Raw genomic sequence first — 19,101 nt, 5'->3', positions numbered from 1 at the left:
CACTGTACTCTTAATTAATGGGTTTGTAAAGTGTGAGCAATTTTCTTTTTTACAAGGAATCCCAAAATAGCGAGTTTAATCGTTATCTTGGATAAAATATCATCTTCTATTTCATACAAAAATTAAAAAGTGATGATTTGATGTACAAAAAAAGAGAACCCTTATGTATCAAGGGTTCTCTTTGCTGCTTAAGGAGAGTACAGGATTGTAATGTGTTGATATATCAACGTTTTAAGCCGTTTTTTCCGCACTTTTTCCGCAATTTCTATAATTCTGCTAGTTTATCAATAATCAATGTATCATTCTTAGCCTTGTATTCATCAATTAGATATGAATATGCTCGCAGTGTAATAGTAATATCTGAATGACCTAACCTTTTACTAATGGCGTATATATCGACACCTTTACTTAGCAAATAGGCAACATGGACATGGCGCAGTGAGTGAAAATGAAAGCCTTGCTTTTTGATACCACAACTACTCATAATAGATAAAAGAGCTTTATTAAGAGCGTTACTGGTAGGAATGGTACCAAGAACGTTTTGAAATACCATAGTTGTATTATTAGTCTTTAAATCTGCTAAATGGTTGAGTAATGAGCGATTAACCTTAATGGTTCGATTGCTTGATTCAGTCTTAGTTGATTTAAAGGCTTTTTTAGTATCATCCCATGACTTATTAACAATGATGGTTGAGTGGAGAAAGTCTATATCATTCCATGTGAGAGCCTGTATCTCACTCTTTCGCATCCCCGTATAGATTGCAGTAAGTATCATGTAACGACTAGTATTGTAATGGTTAAGATTATTAACTAGTGCATCCGTAAGAGTATGTAACTCTTTTTCTGTTAGATATTCAATCTTACGCTTGCTCTTTTTGTTAAAGACGAGTTGCACGTTATGAGTAAAATCTTTCTGGATAATATCATCATCGATCGCATAACTTACACAAGAACGAATAGCACCATTTAACTTGCTAACAGAACTAGAACCATGATTCTTCCCGTACCAGTTAATAAAACGCTGGTAATCTGAACGTTTGATGGTAACTAATTCCTTGTTTTTGAAATAACCTTGTATGACTTTGAAAAACGTTCTATATCGGCTTTTAGAAATATCAGACAGTGAACTATCTTTTTTGTACACCGAGTACCAACGTTCATAATAATCACTAAAAGAAATATGTTGTAAGTCTAAATTAACTTGCTCTAATTCCTTTTCTAGCTTCACAGCACCAGCCAATGCTTCACGCTTCAATTTAAAACACCCTGCTGACTTTTGCCGTCGCTTCCCGTTTTGGTCTCTGTATTCTGCTATTCCGTAATAGCCCTTTTTAGCTTTTTTCGCATAACTCATAAAATTACCTCTTTCTTTTCGCACAGCTTGCCAACGTGGAATTTGAGAGGTGTTTATTTTATGTATTGAGTTGTTCAAATGGCTAGTTGGTGCAACGGGAAGTACACAATCAGGGTATTAATTAGCGCCGTGACAGTGTACCTGGTAGTGAACCTATTTTTGAGTGGTGTTATTAGTGCATTTATTGGTGGTGTTAACAGTAGCAATAATTGTGATGATATTAGTAGCGTTAGATTTTTGACGTTTTCACACGCTTTTTAACGCTTTTAACATCCCCAGTAACGGGACGAACTCGGTTAATTTGATTGACCAACTTTGAAGTGGGATTAACTCACTTTGAAACACCATCCCCCCCTACCCATTAAGACAAAATAACTCGGATTTTTTCAAAGCTGGTTTGTTCTATGTGATGCGCTCATTTTGGTTCTCACTGGGGCGGGGGATGCTTCTATATACTTCAGAAGTATTTAGAAGCTATATTCAGCTATCTAACTAGCTACACCAGCAGAAAAGAACGTAATCATATCAAGGCTTTAACCTATGAAACATGCAGAAAACCTTTTGATTATGAAGCTGTCTGAATTACTGATTAAATGGATCCTGTCCTTGCTGTAATTGGTAAGTGTCCTGTATTTCACCAGACGTTTTCATGTCGTTAGGAACAGACTGTACCGCTTGTTCTGGTGACATTCCATAATGATCTGACAAGTAAGCGGATGGTGATTCACCGTAGCGGTTTACAAAGTCGTGTAAGTCGGTAGATGGTGGCAATTGTCCGTTATTACTTGCTGAAGCCTGTTGATTGCTTGTTCCTTGTGTTCGTTGGTTTGTTGGTTGTTGGCTTGAAGAACTAGCAACAGAGCTGGAATTACTGGAAGCCGATTCTTGTTTCTTTTCTGAATGCTTATTAGCTTTCTTGTGGTGCTTAACTACCTTGCTAGAACTAGTTTTACTGGAACTAGAAGCCTTTTTAGTTGATTGACTACCACAAGCCGTTAAACTCATCCCCAACAGTGCAGTAGCACAGATTAAACCTATCTTTTTCATGTTTCCTCCTCGTGGCTTATTCATCATCTGAAAAATGATAACTATATATTGTTTTCATAACTTCATTAAACTTTTTCTCAGCAACAGGATCTCGTTCACCCTCTAATGCAAGCATTATTCCTCGTGTAACCATCGCGTTTATACCATTAATTTTATTATAGTCATTCATCTTTTTGGCAAGTGAAACGTAACGGTCTTTTAAATACGTTCCCATATCAACGTTTTTAATAGCAGCGTCAAAAATGTTAACAAAGTGTTCAACAAAAACAGATGCAAAGGTATAAGTCAGTTGTTCATTATTAGTTCCTAATTGCTTCTTTAAATTATCTGAAATGCTTTTATAGAGGTCCTTTTTAAAGCTATTAATATTCTGTTCATAATCTCTAGAATTACCAATTCCTTGCAAATACGAAACTGGAACATCAAAAAAATCTGATAACTTAAACCAAGTTTCAAGTTTCGGCTCACGTTTACCTATTTCATATAAGCTGATCGCTTGACGTGTTAAGCCCGTTTCTTTCGCTAACTGAGCTTGGCTTAAATTTTTTTCTTTTCTTAATTTTGCTATTCGATTTTGAGGTAGCTTTTTATTCTCACTCACAATATCACCTCACTTTTTTCATCTACAATATTATCATTTAAAAAATAATTATGCTACATAATGTTGACAGCTACGTTATGTAGCATTTATTATATAACCAACTGCTACAATTCGTAGCACAAAATAAAACAAGTAAGGAAGTGAATTAAATGTATTTAACAGATAAGCAAGTAATAGCAATCAAGCGCAAGCGTGGAGAGCTTAATCTATCCACCGTAGCACTTGGACGTGAACTTGGTTTAAGTCGCTGGACACTAGATAACATTTTCAAGCGTAACCATCGCAAGGTGACTCCAGCAACTTACAAAAAGCTAAGTGAATGGCTCATTGAAGAGTATGCAACGCAAGACTTAAAAGACAGTCAAGCAGTAGCACAAGGCAAGTAGCGTTTTGAACAAACTGAAACATTACACACAGAGCTGAAAAGCGCTGATAGACTGCTATTAACAAACATAAAGGGGATGTTAAATCATGACTGAAAAAATTATCGAAGCAAACACAAAGCAACACAACTTGGGCGCATTCAACGGGCTGGTGTTTGTTCACGGCTTGAACGAAGAGCCATATACCACAGATAAAATCATTGCAGAATGCAGTAAAAATCAATTGAAAGTAGTTAAAAACTTGATTCGTAATCACAAAAAGGATTTTGAAGACTTTGGGGTTTTGCATTTTGAAAATGCTAAACCTCTTAAAGGCTCAAAAGGTGGACGACCACAAAAGACCTACCACCTCAACGAACAACAAGCCACGCTATTAATTACCTACTTGGATAACACACCAGAGGTTAATCAATTCAAAAAGAACCTAGTTCATGAGTTTTACCGTATGAGAAAAGAGCTTAATCAGCGACAGATTAATCGTGCTATTGAAAAGCCCCAGCGTAAATCATTAACGGATGCAATCAAGGAATGGCAGCAAGCCCCCAGACACATTTACATCAATATGACCCAGCTTTTATTGAAACGTGCTACTGGTCTAACAGCACAGCAAATCAAGAAGCAACGACACGTAAAAACCGCCCTTGACGGTCTAACCATTAAGGAACAGGAGCGATATAAGCAACTGGAAAATATCGCAATTGGCTTGGTTGGTCTAAATAAGACGTGGGACGAAGTAAAAGGCGTTTTGCTATTGGCTTAATGATTGGAGTTGATTACATGGAAAATTTGCAAGTACAGTTGCCGGACGACTTGCAAGAAGCAACCAAGAAAATGATCGCTGATTCACTGAATAGCGCATTAAAAGAGCTTGAAATAAAAAATAGCTTCCCACCTTACATGAATAAGACGGAAGCTAGAAAGTATTTACATATTTCATCAAAGACACTACTTGACTGGGAAACACAATATAACGACATCCCCATTATCGTTATTGACGGGATTCAGCGTTATAAGCGCACCGATCTAGATAAGTGGATGCAACAACATAGATTAAACAAATAACACGGCTTGCCAACGTGGAATGAATGAGAGGGGCTTATTTTATGAAGCTACTAGTCACCATTGACAGACACATATTAGCTTATTGGAACACAGCACCAGATGATCGCTTGTGGGCTTACCTTGCGAGCTTGCCCGTTGCTGTTCTGATACTTGATGCAATCACACAGTTAATCAAATAAAGGAGATATACAGCATGAAATTAAATAAAGATGATGAATCACTCAAGAACGCCTTATTAAACGAAGTTGAGAGCAACATTGCAACGCTAAAAGGCAATGCAAAAAGTTACATTAACGGCAAAGAACAAAGTCCGTTAGCGTTAATTACTGAAAGCATTAACGACTTAACAGAACTTAAAAAGCTACTGAAAGGAATGAACTAAATGGAGCATTTAGACAAAGACGAAAAAGCAATTTATGACCTATTGCCAAAAGGAATTGACCGCCCACGACCACTAAAAGAACTGGAGAAGCTATCAGGGCTTAAAAGCCGTGAAGTACGGGGGATTATTTATCGCTTAATCGTATTGCACCACGTTCCAATTGGCGCACGATACAAGCACCCTAACGGCTACTACATCATTACAAACGATGATGAACGAAAACAAGCCCTAGCACCGCTTACGTCACAAATAGCAATGATGAGTAAGCGGGCACAGGTAATCGGTAATGTTGAATTGGAGAACAAGGAATAATGCTCAGACAAAATAAAAAAGCCGTCAAATGCTACCCAACGACCAAATCAGTTAGCATTTAACAGCCTAAGCAATAAGCACAACGGGGCTTCCCGTTGCTTGCTTATTCTAACATGTAACTTTCAATCAATCACGGGGACAACATCCCCAATAACCGGAGGAATAAGACAATGAATAACGATAATTACCAATTTATTTTAGCGGACGACCACAAGGGAAATAAGTTACTAGCCGTTGTTAAAGGCGAGCTGTCAACCGAGCTAGTAAACAATGCTAGAACAATCGGCGATCAACATTTTATTAATATTCTCGCTGACCAACTTAAAAAGATTATTGATTCAGCAAGCGTTATTGAAAAGGACGGTGAATAGTCATGCAATTAGTGACCCTTACCGCCCCAGACGGACACCGTGAACGTTGGGACATTAAAACAGCTTACCTTGCCTTGCTGTCTTGGTATTCGTATCTTAACGACCCAGACAACGGCAAAGAGCCAACCAGTATCGCAAAGCGGATCGGCGAGTTCGTTGGGGATGATATTAAACAGGTGCATATGTACCTAGTTTATCTTGACGGCTTCAACGGTGATCTATATTCCAAACTGTCGCTATTAGCTCACAACAGCAATAAAAGCACCGTTCAATTGTATTTTGTGATGAAATCAATCGGCAACAGTGACTATTTACGCCACAACAAGGAACAGGAACCAGAGCGACAGCAACTAATCAATCGCATTAAGCAAGTAACCAACAACGACCAAGAAACGCTTAGACGGCTCACAGAGCTGACTAAATTATTTGTTGATGGTCAATTACATTACAGCAATCTGGAGGGATGAACGATGAAAGCAGGAGTAATGGTAAGTAAAAGATTTATGACTAGTTATCTATACGTTAGCTTAAGTACACCAGCCAAGCTATTGTATATTGCAATGGCACTTATTAGCGATAAGGACGGGAATATTAGCAAAAACAATTTGTGGATTCCTAATCACTTTTCAAAAGCCACACCAGAAAACTACAAAGAATTAATAGACAGCGAGTTAATTAAAGAAACTCCTAACGGCTATAAAGTAGACGTCGTTATTTGTGGTATGTAGTGAGGTGATAATGAATGGCAAGGCGAAGGATGTTAAACATTGACTTAATTCTTGATGATGATTTTACTCAAGAACTATCAGCCGAAGCGCAAAACATGTATATCTATCTTAATATGCTTGCTGATGATGACGGAATAGTTGCCCACCTCAAACGACAATTAAGAATGTTAGGAAAAGATCCGAAATACGTTAATGAATTAATTAAGCATGGTTACTTAATATCATTTGATGATGAAACCGTTGTGATAACTGATTGGTTAAATAATAATCATATTAGGAGCGATGTTTATAATGCTAGTCACCAAGCAAATTGCCGTAGCTTACTATATATTACTTACAAATGGCAATATACTTTCAAAGGCAATGGAAAAAATGTATTGGGAAGCCTTACAGATTGGATCAATGGTAACAGACAAATCAACGGCACTAGGTACGATCATTTTGACGAAACAGCACTAAAAGAGATCGCTAAAAATAGATACTTAAGCCTTAAAAATAACGATAATCCAAGCATGGAACAGAGCTGGAACAACTCTGGAACAAATATGGAACAGGGTTGGGACAATGCTGGTACCCCAGGTATAGGTAAAGTAGCAGTAGAAGGTAAAGGTAAAGTAACAGTTAAAGATCAAGTAGCAGTAGAAGATCAAGTTTTAAATAAAGATCCAGATCAAATTAAAGATCAAGATCAAGTACCTACCACCCAACAAACTTCTTCTAATGGGGGATCGGGGGAAATTCTTCTTTCAGATCATCGTCCTACTTCAACTAAATATAATAATGCTACTAGTGAGAATGGAGAATTTAGTGGAGTAGATAGTGGAGTAATCAAGCAGAACATCAACAGCGACAAGAGATCATCATCTGGTGACGAGTTGGATCCAGAATGTATACAAGATGGATCCAAAATGGCAACCAAACGGATCCAAGAGTTAACGCCCCTCTTTGATTCACTTAACCAAGCCTTTAACGTTAATCTATCGGTTAATGATGAACGGCTTTCAGTGCTGTTTGACGACCTGCTTAATCAATACAAGACTAATTACATTCAAGACGGTATAACTCAGTTAGCAAGCACCAGCACAGGACAGCAAACAAACAGCAGTGTTAAAGCCTTAGTAGTCAATCACCTATCAGAGAGCATTAAGCAGGTGCTACCTCGCTAAATACCCTGTTTAGGATGCTAAATACCTAGTTAGAATACTCAATAACCAGAGACAGACAGATTAGACAGCCTATAAAAGGGCGGTTAGGGCGCACCATAAAAAAGCCATGCTGACATTGCTGACGCTCCGAAAAAAGGCTTAACAGTGCATTATCCTATTTTGACTTTTCGATTGTGACTAATTGACCAAATGCATTAGGACAAGTAAGACCGCTAAATACTAACATCCCCTAATCATTGATATATCAACGATAGCAAGGGGATGCTTTTATTTATTGGACAGAAAAGGAAGCAGAATTGTAGATGATTATTTTAATTTTTAATGTTAACCGTTGCTAACATTCAGAACATACGTTTATTTTAAAAAATTGCCCTGTTTTAAAACGATTAACAGGCAATTAATATAATTAATCATTTAAGAGTTAAAACGGCTTAGACAGCTTTAAAACGAAAATTAGAATACAGAGAAATGGAGTTGATTTAAATGTTTCTTGTATCGTGTCTGTTAATTGGAGCAATTGCATGTAGTTTGGCAAGCCTTTTTGCTGATATTGCGGTTATATGGCTATTTACCCACTACATGAAAGACCAGTACAAAGGGGATGAAAGCAAATGAGTTGGTATCGTGGTAGATATGTTACAAGTAGGCGCACCCTAGCCAAGTGGATGGCTGAAAGTAAGAAAGATTATCATTTCAGAGTTAGAAACAAAGATAAAGCAGATTCAACAGTTGTTAACTTCGTATTCTCTGAAAGCATCAAAAAGGATCGGCACTTATATGTTGCTAGTCGGGTTATTTATAATCACTACTTAGATTATTGCTATCAGCAGGACTTAACACCGCTAAGCAATCGCCAATTTAAGCACAACATGGAACTGTTAGGTTTTGTTTATCAGAAACACCACCGCTTTTATGCTGGTTACTACCAGAACAAAGTAACAACCGCATACAAGAACATCGGAATAATTAAGCGGTAGTTATTCCATGCAATGTACAATTTATCAATCCATCTAAAAAGCTGATATAACAGCAATCTTAATTAGAAATCATTGCTCAAAATTGGACATTTTCGGGGCTATTTGTAGTTAAAAGAATGCTAACAAATGCTAACATTGTGACGTAATACGTAGTTAGATTGGAGTTGATAACATGATTCTATTCTTTGATTCCACCTATTGGACGTATGAACTAACCGCAGTTATTGCAGTGATTATCATTGCTTTACTAGTTATTAAGCACAGACAATAGAACCTTACAAAACCTACACTCGTATTTAATTCGTAGTTAAACATTATTGCTTATGAGTGATTAGCTTTAATCGTTGGTATAATCACATTTAGCATCAAAACTGAAAGCAAATAAGAGCAATAATTGCCCTTATTTTGCTATCAAAATAGGACATACTAAAAAGCCCCCGTTTTTATTTAACGGGGGTTGGTTTGTTAATATTGCAGGAACGCTCATCGACTTTTACACACGATAAATTCCATTAATTATTTTAGGGGGATGCCTAATCATGCTATTAAATTCATTTGATGATTACATGCTTTACACGTTATTAGCTCATTTATTCCATACGTCAATTACTAGCATATATTGGACGGTTAACCTAATTACTAGCCTGATATTAATAGGCGCTATTTTGATACTGTTATTCAAACATTAGCAACAAAAAAGGCACATCAATTAACGATGCACCCTCTACTGGTAATGGTTCTGAATAAATAAATTATATTGGAGCGAATTAACAGTGTCAATCATCCCCACTATTGACGACAAGACAGCCGTTAAAATTGCTAAGATTTACCTCAAGCAGAACCACGACTACTCACTAATTGCCAAGCGCCTAACCTTTAAGAATGCTAATTACATTACAGCAAAAGATAAAACTACCCATGCTATGGCATTATACGAACTAAAAGAACGGGAGAACATCATCAACAGAGTTAAGCAACACGACTTAACCAGTGGATTGATTATTGAGTACCGTTTTATCAAGTCTTGTTCCGTCAATCGGACACTGGAGCAATTACAACAGCAAGAAAAGAAAATATCAGAGCGTACACTTCAAAAGAAACAACACGAAGCATTATTACTGGTGTATTCGTTGATACCAGATAAAGACACAAAACTAATCAAATAAAAAAACGCTCCACCATAGGAACGCCTTTAAGATATAAATTAAAGCAAATCAGAATGATTATATCATCCCCCGCCCCCTCCATTCATCTCAAAAAGAGCGCACACATTTCAATTGCCTTTCATGTAAGCGACGATTTTAAAAATTTTTAGGTAGGGGGGCTATATTTGCTACTCATTGATATAACTGTACTTAAACCAAGAAAAACAGTTAATTTGTGTCTGTTTTACGGTGCAATTAGTGGGGATGCTTTATCAATAATTCCGACAATTCAGACACCCTAAAAGAGAAATAGCCGTATTTTTCCGCAGATGTTTCCGCAGGCAAAATAAAAAGACCACCAAAACGGTAGTCTATCACGTTGGCAAGAAGATTTATTTTTTCCGCAATTTTTCCGCACATGTGGTAAAAAATAGCATTTATAGGTGTTTCCGTAAAAAATAAAATGCCTTTATATCAACGTTTACACGCTATTCCAATTTATTTAAAATAGCAAAAAAGGAGAGTACAGGATTTGAACCTGCGCGCCCGCTCTACACGGGTTCGCCGGATTTCGAGTCCGGTGCATTACCACTCTGCCAACTCTCCATGATTGGTTATTCAGAATAAAACCGAACAACCAAATTGTATCAAAATTGTGTTCTACAGTAAAGATAATTATTGATTTGCAATATCATAGGTTGTCTTGCCATTTTTTGCCGTGTACATAGCTTGACTATCATCGGCAGGATTCATGATACTGAGTGAGTAGTCATCCCCGATTGCCTTATCAATATCCTTAGAGTTTTTCTTGAAAGAACTTGTTAACTTACTCCAGCCCATTTGTTCAGCCTGACTAGGGTCTTGAGCTAGCTGCTTAAGAGCATTAACAGTATCATCGTCTGTTGGCGTTACTTTGTAGGTCTTGGTCTTACTGTCAAAAGAAACATCGCCAAATTTGGAATATCCCTTTTGGAGTTGCCGTAAAATTGCCATTTCCTTATTTTCTTGAGAAGCTGAACCGGTCCCTGAACCGATATTAGCCTTATTAGAAAATGATGACATACTCCCACTATTGCTTGTAACCTGAGAAGATTGGGCTTCGGATGATGAATGCTGCTTACTCCGGTTAAATGCTGGAAGGTTAATTACACCGTATATTACAGCAGCCAAGCTAAGCACAACGATGATCGTTCCACCCTTCCATTCACGGTATTGTTGCCATGAATTAGCAAGGTAAAAGCCACCCAAGATTAACATTAAGCCACCAAAAACAATCAAGAAAATCATTAATAAATACCCCTATTTTTGATACTAAAATTCCATTAATGCTTTCATATCATAGTCTTTAATCTTTTCCCGACCATGGAGATCTTTCAATTCGATTAAGAAGGCACAACCAACGACGATTCCACCAAGTTCTTCAATCATTTTAATAGTTGCGGAAATGGTACCACCAGTAGCTAAGAGATCATCAACAACTAATACCCGTTGGCCTGGCTTAATTGAATCGGCTTCCATTTGAAGGGTTGCTTCTCCGTATTCTAGATCATAGGTTGCACTAATGGCTTTCCGGGGAAGCTTGCCCTTTTTTCGTGCTGGTGCGAACCCAACTTGTAATTCACGTGCAATTGGGCAACCAACGATAAAGCCCCGTGCTTCCGGACCAACAACCATGTCAACCTTTTTATCCTTAGCGTATTCACAAAGTTCGTCAGTTGCTTGCTTAAACGCTGCACCATTCGCCATTAATGGCAAAATATCCCGAAAAATTACACCCTTTTCAGGAAAATCTGGAACACTCGCAACGTACTTGTAGAGGTCTAAAGTCATAAGAAAAAATTGTCTCCTTTAATGTATGTTTAGACAGTTCAATACCCACTTTGCCAAAGCCTTGCTATCACTAAATAACAGCACTTGTTCTGCCTGATATTGAGCAACGCGCCGCTGGTATGGGTTTGTTTCTTTTATGTCAGTTTTGTTTACGTCACTGACAGGTTTTAAAATACCATCTTTTATTGTAACAAATCCGGCCGCAGAAAACACTCTTAACATAAAAATTAATCGTTCAGCATTAATTTTTAGTCGAGTACTCAACTGATTTAATTGCCGGTTTAAGTCAATTTGAGTTGTTCTCACTACTAGCCGATACAAACGGGCAAATTCGTCCCGAACGGGCATCCCGCTTAAATAAACGCTGTGGGGCTGGAAAAGCAGTAGCCGAATCATTGAGGGTGCCTGCTGATCGTTGCTAAATAACTTTTCAAATTCTTCGAGGGTTGATGGACAATCAACAATCGTTACTCGTTGAGCAGAAAAGTCAGTCTGAGCTGCTTCGTCAGGTGATAATGCACTCCCCTCTGGTAAATGTGGTTGAATATTATCGCGAAGCTTTTTATCAAATGCAACATAATATCCTGCCTCATTAAAGAGTTGTGGATTTAGCTTATTGGTTCGCTGATCAATGATTACTGGACTATCAATACTAATATCCTCCAACATCAGCTGAACCGTTCGTTTTCCCCGCCACTCATTAATTGAGATTTTTACTGCCAGCTTAATTTGGTTTGCCATTGCTGCTCTTAAAACTGCCGCAAGTTTTCCCTTACCAAACGCAATTACCGTTACCTGGGACTGCTGGTCGCCCACCATAAATTTCAGGTGTGAGTTATCTTTCCCCATAGTGACAATGCTATTAATTTGGTCCGGTTGTAATTCAAAGACTGGCTGTTCATTCCCCGGGCCAAATGGGGAAAGGCTTACGAGTTGATCATATAATTGCATACTTACCTCAGCAGGGCTAATTGAAGCGGCAATTTTCAATGGCTGCTTTTTTTGTCCATCGAAATGCTGATTTTCTGCCTCATGAAGCAAGACATTCCGTAATTTTTCACTATTCTCAGTCTCAAAGCTCAAACCACAAGCAGCCGGATGACCACCGAATGAAGTCATCAGATCCCGGTGACCATCCAAGGCAGCAAATAAGTTAAAACCATCTACGCTTCGACCAGAGCCCTTAGCAATTTTCTGGTCGTCATTCGTACTTGCTACAATGGTTGGTTTCCCTGTTTGGTCCATTAAACGACTAGCAACAATTCCTAAAACTCCTTGGTGCCAATCATGACCAACCACCAACAATACCGGCTGATCCTGAGGCAATCGATCAACCTGCTGCTGAGCCTCTCCCATGATCTCATTTACCAGTTCTTGTCGCTTGCTGTTTGCTTGTTCAACAGCCTTTGCCAATTTAGTTGCACGATCCTCATCAAGGGTTGTTAATAGTTCAACGCCCTCATTAGCATCAGCGATCCGCCCTAACGCGTTTAACCGCGGCGCAATTACAAAACCGATATCCTGGTCGGTCAAGGACTGTTCACTAATCCCTGCTTCTTTAACTAGCGCATGTAGTCCCGGACGCATCCCCTGACGAAGTTCTTGAATCCCCATCATAATTAATGGCCGATTCTCATCACTAACACTAACGACATCAGCAATTTCACCAATTGCAACTAGATCAAGCAATTCTTCTGGAAATTCATCCAGCAACGCCCACGCTACCTTAAACGCTACGCCAACCCCAGATAGATCGGCAAATGGATAATTACTTCCCGGATAACGCGGGTGCACAATCGCGTAAGCATCAGGCAAGTCTTCGGGCATCTCATGGTGGTCCGTTACAATAACGTCAATCCCCTGCTTAACTACCGGATCAATTACCGCCTTACCGCTTACCCCGTTATCAACGGTGATGATCAATTTGGTTCCCTGATCGATTATTTTCTGATATGCTTCTGCGTTTGGCCCATAACCGTCACGGAAACGGTTAGGAACATAATAATTAACGTTAGCACCAACATCCTGCAGGACTTCATACATTAGGGCAGTACTGGTAATCCCATCAGCATCATAATCACCGTAAACAGTTATTTGTTCCCCCGCTGCTACCGCTTCTTGAATCCGTTCAAGAGCCTTATCCATGTCATGAAGCTGGTGTGGATCATGAACTGCTTGCATTGATGGTTGAATAAAACTATGAGCCTCTTCTGGAGTAGTAATTCCCCGTTCTGCTAACAAGCGTGCAATTACAGGATTAATCCCTAATTCTTGACTTAGCTGCTCCACTATTTGCTTATCTGGCGCTGCTATTCGTTGCCAATCATACTTTGCTTCTACCATTCAAATCACCATTCGTTTTTAAAATCAAGAGAGGAGTGAGACTGACAATTTTTATCGTCCCACCCCATTGCCTGGAGAGTTAATTATAGTTCTTTCTTGTTTTGCTGAAAATCAAAGAACTTCTTGATTGCCCAATCACCGAGACCAGGAATAATTCCATATACCCAGCTTAGGCAGGTTACATAGCCTGGAAGATTAATTTCCCGTGTCTTGTAGCCAACATTATCCCAAATTTGTTCAGCAAGCTTATCTGGGGAAATAAACATCCATTTTGGTAAGTGTGCACGATACTTCCCCTGAGTATCTGCCTTTTCAAAAAATGGCGTATCAATTGGACCAGGATTAACCGTTAAGACTTGAACGCCATAGTCGGCAACTTCCATTCGTAAGACGTTGTCAAACTGATTAACTCCTGCTTTGGTGGCGGAGTAGGCTGCACTATTAGGTGTTGGAATCTTTCCTGCCATTGAACCAAGATTGATAATTGCCCCATAGCCCTGATCCATCATTTGGCGGGCAACACAACGACTAATGTACATTAGAGCAAGGAGGTTAACATCAGTCATTCGTTTAAGCGTTGCGAACGATTCCCCAGTTGCTGGTGAAAAATCGCCCAGACCAGCTGAGTTAACAAGGGCATCAATCCCGCCAACCTCGTGCTGAATTTGGGACAAAACAGCATCGATTTGGTCAGGATCAGTAACGTCTAACTGGTAAGAAAAGGCAGGACGACCAGATAAAATCAAGCACTGGTTAGCAACTTTTTCTAGGCGCTTCTTATCACGTGCTACCACAATCACAATTGCTCCCCGACGTGCTGCTTCAAGAGCCAATGCCTTGCCGATTCCACTATCGCCACCGGTTATTAAGACTACCTTGTTTTTTAAGAACCGTAGCTGCTTAAACCTCTTTTTCATTCTAAGGACCTCCTTGCTAGTCTACTTATTTCTTAAATGGAACGTCAATCACATCAAAGTCATTTACTACTCTAGTGTCTGGTACGACATCACGAACCTGGTATGCTAACTGATATGCTGCTTTTCCCGTATACCGTGCTGAAATATGGGTCAGCAATAACTTCTTTACACCTGCCTGCTTAGCAACCTCTGCCGCTTGGAGACTCGTTGAGTGATAGTAATTGTGAGCCATTTTGGCTTCATTTTTAGCAAACGTACTTTCATGCACGAGGACGTCCGCTTTATGAGCAAGGACTACCGCGTTAGGCGTTTGCCGTGTGTCGCCAAGAATTGCGATAATTCGCCCTGGTTGCGGCTTTCCAATATAGTTCTTCCCATCAATTACTCTACCGTCGTCAAGCTTAACTGTCTTTCCAGCTTTTAATTGACCGTAGATTGGCCCAGAAGGAATATTATCTTGACGTAGCTTATCTACTTGCAGCTCACCAGGATGATCAGCCTCTTCAATCCGGTAGCCGTAACAAGCAATCTTATGGTCAAGTGACATTGTTGTTACTTTAAAGCCGCGTTCGTTAAATAATTCTTGACTATGATCAATCTCAACGAATTTCAGAGGATAACTTAGTCGTGATTCACTCACCTGAAGGGCCGTCATCACAAACTTTTTAATTCCCACCGGTCCATAAATTGTTAACGGCTCATTTCCCCCCTGAAATGACCGTGAACTTAAGAATCCTGGTAAGCCAAAAATATGGTCGCCGTGAAGGTGGGTGATAAAGATCTTTGTTACCTTTCTTGGGCGAATCGTCGTGTGAAGAATTTGGTGTTGGGTTGCTTCACCTGCATCAAATAACCAAATTTCATTTAACTCTTCTAATAATTTCAAGGCAACACTAGTAACGTTTCGCTGCTTACTTGGTGAGCCGGCTCCAGTTCCTAAAAATTCAAGCTGCATGCTTTTTCCTCAATTCCTTCTGATTTTTATTTATTATTGTACAAATTCAAAGACAAATTTATCGATTCGGACAGTATCACCGTCTTGAATTCCCTTAGCCCGTAATGCCTCATCAACCCCCATATGACGAAGCTGACGAGCAAATCGCAATTGACTTTCTTCATGGGTCAGATCGGTCATCTTGAATAAGCGGAGAAGCTTTTCACCGCCAAGAACCCATGTACCATCTTCATCACGGCTAATGGTAAAGGCGGCCTGATCTTTTTCTGGTGCTTCAGCCTTGTAAGTTGCCTCAAGTTGTTCGTCATGACTTTCACTATCGAATGCTGGCGTCTTATCGAGCAGGTCAGCAGTCAATTGCATTAGTTGTTGAACTCCCTGATGAGTAACTGCCGAAATTGGAAAAATCTCAGGCTGCTTTGCGAGTGTCTTATCAGCTGCCAAGTCTTTCTTAAAGGCGGCTAGATTCTTTTCAGCATTTGGCAAGTCCATCTTCGTTGCAACAACAATTTGTGGTCGCTTCAAAAGTTCTGGATCGTAGTTAGCCAATTCATGATTAATCTTCTTAAATCGCTCAATCGCTTGTTTTGGATCATCACTACTCATATCGACTAAGTGAAGAAGCACCCGCGTCCGTTCAATATGACGAAGGAACTTTAAACCGAGGCCAACACCTTTAGAAGCCCCTTCGATCAACCCTGGCATGTCAGCCATTGCAAAGTCACGGCCATCAGGCAATAGAACCATCCCTAAGTTAGGGACTAATGTAGTAAATTCATAGGCCGCAATTTTAGGCTTAGCGCCAGTAACGACGGACAATAGGGTCGACTTACCAACTGATGGAAAACCAACTAAGCCGACATCAGCAAGCATCTTCAATTCGAGTTCCAGGTACCGATCCTGCCCAGGCTCACCATTTTCGGCAATTTCAGGAGCCGGGTTTTTCGCACTGGCAAAGTGAATATTACCGCGACCGCCACGGCCACCCTTGGCGACTACTAAAGTCTGCCCATTCTCAACAAGGTCACCAATAATCTTACCGGTATCCAAGTCTCGAACCGTTGTCCCTTGAGGCACGCTAATAACAGTGTCTTCTGCACTAGGACCGGTCATCTGCTTACTCATCCCGTTGCCACCATTTTTTGCTTTAAAAATCCGGTGATAGCGAAAGTCCATCAAGGTTCTTAGTCCTTCATCAACTTTCAGTACGATATTACCGCCATGGCCACCATCACCACCGGATGGTCCACCATTAGGGACATATTTTTCACGCCGAAAGGAAACCATTCCGTTCCCACCTTTTCCGGCATGAGCTTCAATTTTAATTTGATCAACAAAAGTATTCATAAGTTGATTTCTCCGTTCTTCTGTTCTAACTACAAGTATATTGGAAAAAATTACCAGCGTCAAAATCAATCATGGCTACTACCCTTAGCTACTTCAGCATTTCCTTGAAGGGAAACTTTAATTAGCTGGGCGGTCTTCATATTAATTCCTAATGAATGAATATCCTCGATTGGGGCTGCTGCAATTTTGGTAATTGACCCATACTTTTGCAGCAATTTTGTTCGGGTGCGCGGCCCGACCCCCTTAATTGCATCCAATCTTGAAGCCATCGAATGACGGGCATGAACTCGCCGGTGGAAGGTAATTGCAAAGCGGTGAACTTCGTCTTGGATCCGTTGAACAAGGTAAAAGCCCTGGCTCCGTGGATTTAAATTAATATGTTCATCATGATCGCCAAAAAGGAGGTCAGCCGTCTTATGTTTATCGTTTTTGACCATCCCCACTACTGGAATATCCAGACCGAGTTCGTTTTCAAGCACATCCTTAACCGCGTTCATCTGAATTTCACCACCATCCATGAAGATCATGTCAGGCATTGGCTTATTTTCTTTTAACAGCCGTGAATAACGTCGGCGGATTACCTCTCGTGTACTGGCAGCTTCATCAGCATGATTAATCACACTCTTCAGCTTATACTTTCGATAAAGTTTCTTTGCTGGTTCGCCATCAACGAAAACAACCATTGCACTAACGGGATCGGCTCCCTGAATATGCGAGTGATCAAAGGCCTCAATCTTATGTCCCTCTGGCAATCCTAACGCATCGGTAATTTCTTTCATTGCACCAGTTGTCTTCTTGGTATCAAGTTCAAGGAGTCGAAACTTTTCATCAAGAGATAGTTGGGCATTTTCACGTGCCATCGCCATTAAATCACGTTTTTCTCCCCGAACGGGTGTTCTTACTGGTACCCCTAAGATTTCACTAATTTCTTTATTCGGGAGTCCGTGGGGCAAAAGAATTTCTTTTGGTAAAACATTATTTCGGCGATTATAAAATTGCAGAATAAAGCTGGTCATCTCTTCGACATCGGTATCAACAACCGGAAATAACCGTTTTTCTCGCTTCATCAAACGCGCCTGACGAATAAAGAATACTTGGATAGACAACCAACCCTTATCCATATAGAAATTAAAGAGATCCCGTGGCGTTTTATCGTTAGAAATAATCTTCTGCTTTTCAACCGTTACTTTAATGTAGTGTAACTGATCGCGAATTTCGGCTGCACGTTCAAACTCTAAATTTGCTGCTGCCTCTTCCATTTGCTTGGTTAGTCGACGCTTCACAGTAGCTGTATTTCCGTTCAAAAATGATTTGATTCGCTTAATCTGCTCATCATATTCTTCACGGGGGACAGTTTTAAAGCAGGCACCAAGACATTGTCCCATATGGTAATACAAGCACGGTCGATTTTGGTAGCCATTACAGCGCCGCAGAGGATATACTTTCTGAATGAAATGAAGTGTTTCTTCAGCAGCATAAACATTTGGATAAGGCCCAAAGTAGTAAGCGCCATCCTTCTTTACCTGACCCGTAATCATTGTCCGTGGATCCCGTTCATTGGTAATCTTGATATACGGATAACCAGTTCCACGTTTTAGTCTAATATTGAAGTACGGTTGGTGCTTTTGAATTAACGTAATTTCCAGTAAAAACGATTCCTTATTGGTTGAGGTCACGATCGTTTCAAAATCAGCAACCTCAGAAACCATTTTCGCCACTTTCCCCGTATGAGAACTCTTAAAATAAGAGCGAACCCGATTCTTTAAGTTTTTGGCTTTGCCGACATAGATAATCTGGTCATTGATGTTTTTCATCAAATAACAACCAGGTTTATCCGGTAATAATGCCAGTTTATGTTCAAGGTGTTCACTTGCCATAAAGATTCCTCCACTTAAATTGCTAAGTATTAATTATACGTTAATTCAAAGGAACAACGCAAAGGATCTGTCCAGATAATTGTACTTTCAGTCTTTTTTATGCTAGAGTATGAAAAAACTAGAGGAGAGTGTTGAAGATGGGACTTGTTACCCGACGCAGTATGCAATTAGATAAGCTGTTCGATCAATTTGCAGTTGATCCCAAAAAGACTAAAAAGCAACCCAAAGATGCTGAAAAGGACAAAAAAACAGCCGAGAAGAAAGATAATAACAAGTAACAGTAAAGCGACAAGAGTGGTGCTAA

The 19,101-nt window shown here is 39.7% G+C and carries 23 protein-coding genes and 1 tRNA gene; 13 read left to right on the top strand and 11 right to left on the bottom strand.

Features of this window, described 5'->3' with window-relative positions; translation table 11 throughout:
• Window positions 1–265: 265 nt before the first annotated feature.
• From N4627_RS03760 to N4627_RS03750, 3 genes are all read right to left on the bottom strand, one after another.
• Complete coding sequence (locus N4627_RS03760; RefSeq protein WP_260965030.1) at window positions 266–1,354, bottom strand: site-specific integrase; 1,089 nt, start codon at window positions 1,352–1,354, stop codon at window positions 266–268.
• Window positions 1,355–1,936: 582 nt separating this feature from the next.
• Window positions 1,937–2,401 carry a hypothetical protein gene (locus tag N4627_RS03755; RefSeq protein ID WP_260965029.1) on the bottom strand — a complete coding sequence of 155 codons (465 nt, stop codon included), beginning with the start codon at window positions 2,399–2,401 and terminating at the stop codon, window positions 1,937–1,939.
• 16 nt (window positions 2,402–2,417) lie between these two features.
• Window positions 2,418–3,002: a helix-turn-helix transcriptional regulator gene (locus tag N4627_RS03750; protein ID WP_260965028.1), complete on the bottom strand. Its 585-nt coding sequence runs from the start codon at window positions 3,000–3,002 to the stop codon at window positions 2,418–2,420.
• 149 nt (window positions 3,003–3,151) lie between these two features.
• Between N4627_RS03750 and N4627_RS03745 the strand changes: the two genes are divergently transcribed.
• The 12 genes from N4627_RS03745 (at window position 3,152) to N4627_RS03690 (ending at window position 9,549) form a co-directional block, all read left to right on the top strand.
• Complete coding sequence (locus tag N4627_RS03745) at window positions 3,152–3,388, top strand: helix-turn-helix domain-containing protein (protein ID WP_260965027.1); 237 nt, start codon at window positions 3,152–3,154, stop codon at window positions 3,386–3,388.
• A gap of 85 nt (window positions 3,389–3,473) precedes the next feature.
• Window positions 3,474–4,145: a Rha family transcriptional regulator gene (locus N4627_RS03740; RefSeq protein ID WP_260965026.1), complete on the top strand. Its 672-nt coding sequence runs from the start codon at window positions 3,474–3,476 to the stop codon at window positions 4,143–4,145.
• Between the two features lie 17 nt (window positions 4,146–4,162).
• Window positions 4,163–4,447 carry a helix-turn-helix domain-containing protein gene (locus tag N4627_RS03735; RefSeq protein ID WP_260965025.1) on the top strand — a complete coding sequence of 95 codons (285 nt, stop codon included), beginning with the start codon at window positions 4,163–4,165 and terminating at the stop codon, window positions 4,445–4,447.
• A gap of 193 nt (window positions 4,448–4,640) precedes the next feature.
• Complete coding sequence (locus N4627_RS03730; RefSeq protein ID WP_260965024.1) at window positions 4,641–4,829, top strand: hypothetical protein; 189 nt, start codon at window positions 4,641–4,643, stop codon at window positions 4,827–4,829.
• The gene (locus tag N4627_RS03725) at window positions 4,830–5,141 is read left to right on the top strand and encodes a hypothetical protein (protein ID WP_260965023.1); all 312 of its coding nucleotides are present in this window, start codon (window positions 4,830–4,832) and stop codon (window positions 5,139–5,141) included.
• A gap of 170 nt (window positions 5,142–5,311) precedes the next feature.
• Window positions 5,312–5,512 carry a hypothetical protein gene (locus tag N4627_RS03720; RefSeq protein ID WP_260965022.1) on the top strand — a complete coding sequence of 67 codons (201 nt, stop codon included), beginning with the start codon at window positions 5,312–5,314 and terminating at the stop codon, window positions 5,510–5,512.
• A gap of 2 nt (window positions 5,513–5,514) precedes the next feature.
• On the top strand, window positions 5,515–5,979 hold the full coding sequence (locus tag N4627_RS03715) for a hypothetical protein (RefSeq protein ID WP_260965021.1): 465 nt from the start codon (window positions 5,515–5,517) through the stop codon (window positions 5,977–5,979).
• Window positions 5,980–5,982: 3 nt separating this feature from the next.
• A complete protein-coding gene (locus N4627_RS03710; protein ID WP_260965020.1) occupies window positions 5,983–6,240 on the top strand; it encodes a hypothetical protein in 258 nt (85 codons plus the stop codon).
• Between the two features lie 14 nt (window positions 6,241–6,254).
• Window positions 6,255–7,406 carry a hypothetical protein gene (locus N4627_RS03705; RefSeq protein WP_260965019.1) on the top strand — a complete coding sequence of 384 codons (1,152 nt, stop codon included), beginning with the start codon at window positions 6,255–6,257 and terminating at the stop codon, window positions 7,404–7,406.
• 483 nt (window positions 7,407–7,889) lie between these two features.
• On the top strand, window positions 7,890–8,021 hold the full coding sequence (locus N4627_RS03700) for a hypothetical protein (protein ID WP_260965018.1): 132 nt from the start codon (window positions 7,890–7,892) through the stop codon (window positions 8,019–8,021).
• Window positions 8,018–8,383, top strand: a complete 366-nt coding sequence (locus N4627_RS03695; protein WP_260965017.1) for a primase-like DNA-binding domain-containing protein — start codon at window positions 8,018–8,020, stop codon at window positions 8,381–8,383. The genes N4627_RS03700 and N4627_RS03695 overlap by 4 nt, the downstream gene beginning before the upstream one ends.
• Before the next feature lie 773 nt (window positions 8,384–9,156).
• On the top strand, window positions 9,157–9,549 hold the full coding sequence (locus N4627_RS03690) for a hypothetical protein (protein WP_260965016.1): 393 nt from the start codon (window positions 9,157–9,159) through the stop codon (window positions 9,547–9,549).
• Window positions 9,550–10,045: 496 nt separating this feature from the next.
• Here the strand turns inward: N4627_RS03690 and N4627_RS03685 are convergent.
• The 8 genes from N4627_RS03685 to uvrC all read right to left on the bottom strand — a co-directional run bounded on the left by N4627_RS03685 (window position 10,046) and on the right by uvrC (window position 18,797).
• Window positions 10,046–10,134, bottom strand: a tRNA-Ser gene (locus N4627_RS03685).
• Window positions 10,135–10,203: 69 nt separating this feature from the next.
• A complete protein-coding gene (locus N4627_RS03680; RefSeq protein WP_003716895.1) occupies window positions 10,204–10,815 on the bottom strand; it encodes a DUF308 domain-containing protein in 612 nt (203 codons plus the stop codon).
• A 24-nt stretch (window positions 10,816–10,839) separates the two neighbouring features.
• Window positions 10,840–11,358, bottom strand: a complete 519-nt coding sequence (locus N4627_RS03675; protein WP_003716894.1) for an adenine phosphoribosyltransferase — start codon at window positions 11,356–11,358, stop codon at window positions 10,840–10,842.
• Window positions 11,359–11,376: 18 nt separating this feature from the next.
• The gene (gene recJ, locus N4627_RS03670; protein ID WP_003716893.1) at window positions 11,377–13,701 is read right to left on the bottom strand and encodes a single-stranded-DNA-specific exonuclease RecJ; all 2,325 of its coding nucleotides are present in this window, start codon (window positions 13,699–13,701) and stop codon (window positions 11,377–11,379) included.
• 83 nt (window positions 13,702–13,784) lie between these two features.
• On the bottom strand, window positions 13,785–14,618 hold the full coding sequence (locus N4627_RS03665; protein ID WP_003716892.1) for an SDR family NAD(P)-dependent oxidoreductase: 834 nt from the start codon (window positions 14,616–14,618) through the stop codon (window positions 13,785–13,787).
• A 25-nt stretch (window positions 14,619–14,643) separates the two neighbouring features.
• Complete coding sequence (rnz, locus tag N4627_RS03660; RefSeq protein WP_003716891.1) at window positions 14,644–15,573, bottom strand: ribonuclease Z; 930 nt, start codon at window positions 15,571–15,573, stop codon at window positions 14,644–14,646.
• A gap of 33 nt (window positions 15,574–15,606) precedes the next feature.
• Window positions 15,607–16,920 carry a GTPase ObgE gene (gene obgE / locus N4627_RS03655; RefSeq protein WP_098044643.1) on the bottom strand — a complete coding sequence of 438 codons (1,314 nt, stop codon included), beginning with the start codon at window positions 16,918–16,920 and terminating at the stop codon, window positions 15,607–15,609.
• Window positions 16,921–16,985: 65 nt separating this feature from the next.
• Window positions 16,986–18,797 carry an excinuclease ABC subunit UvrC gene (uvrC, locus tag N4627_RS03650; RefSeq protein ID WP_098044644.1) on the bottom strand — a complete coding sequence of 604 codons (1,812 nt, stop codon included), beginning with the start codon at window positions 18,795–18,797 and terminating at the stop codon, window positions 16,986–16,988.
• Between the two features lie 137 nt (window positions 18,798–18,934).
• Here uvrC and N4627_RS03645 point away from each other — a divergent pair, with 137 nt between their 5' ends.
• Window positions 18,935–19,075 carry an SPJ_0845 family protein gene (locus tag N4627_RS03645; RefSeq protein WP_003716888.1) on the top strand — a complete coding sequence of 47 codons (141 nt, stop codon included), beginning with the start codon at window positions 18,935–18,937 and terminating at the stop codon, window positions 19,073–19,075.
• The last annotated feature ends 26 nt before the right edge of the window (window positions 19,076–19,101 follow it).

It is taken from the genome of Limosilactobacillus vaginalis, assembly GCF_025311515.1.
Lineage (GTDB): Bacteria > Bacillota > Bacilli > Lactobacillales > Lactobacillaceae > Limosilactobacillus > Limosilactobacillus vaginalis.
The sequence above is the reverse complement of the archived record's forward strand: the minus strand, read 5'-3'. Positions and strand labels throughout refer to the sequence as shown.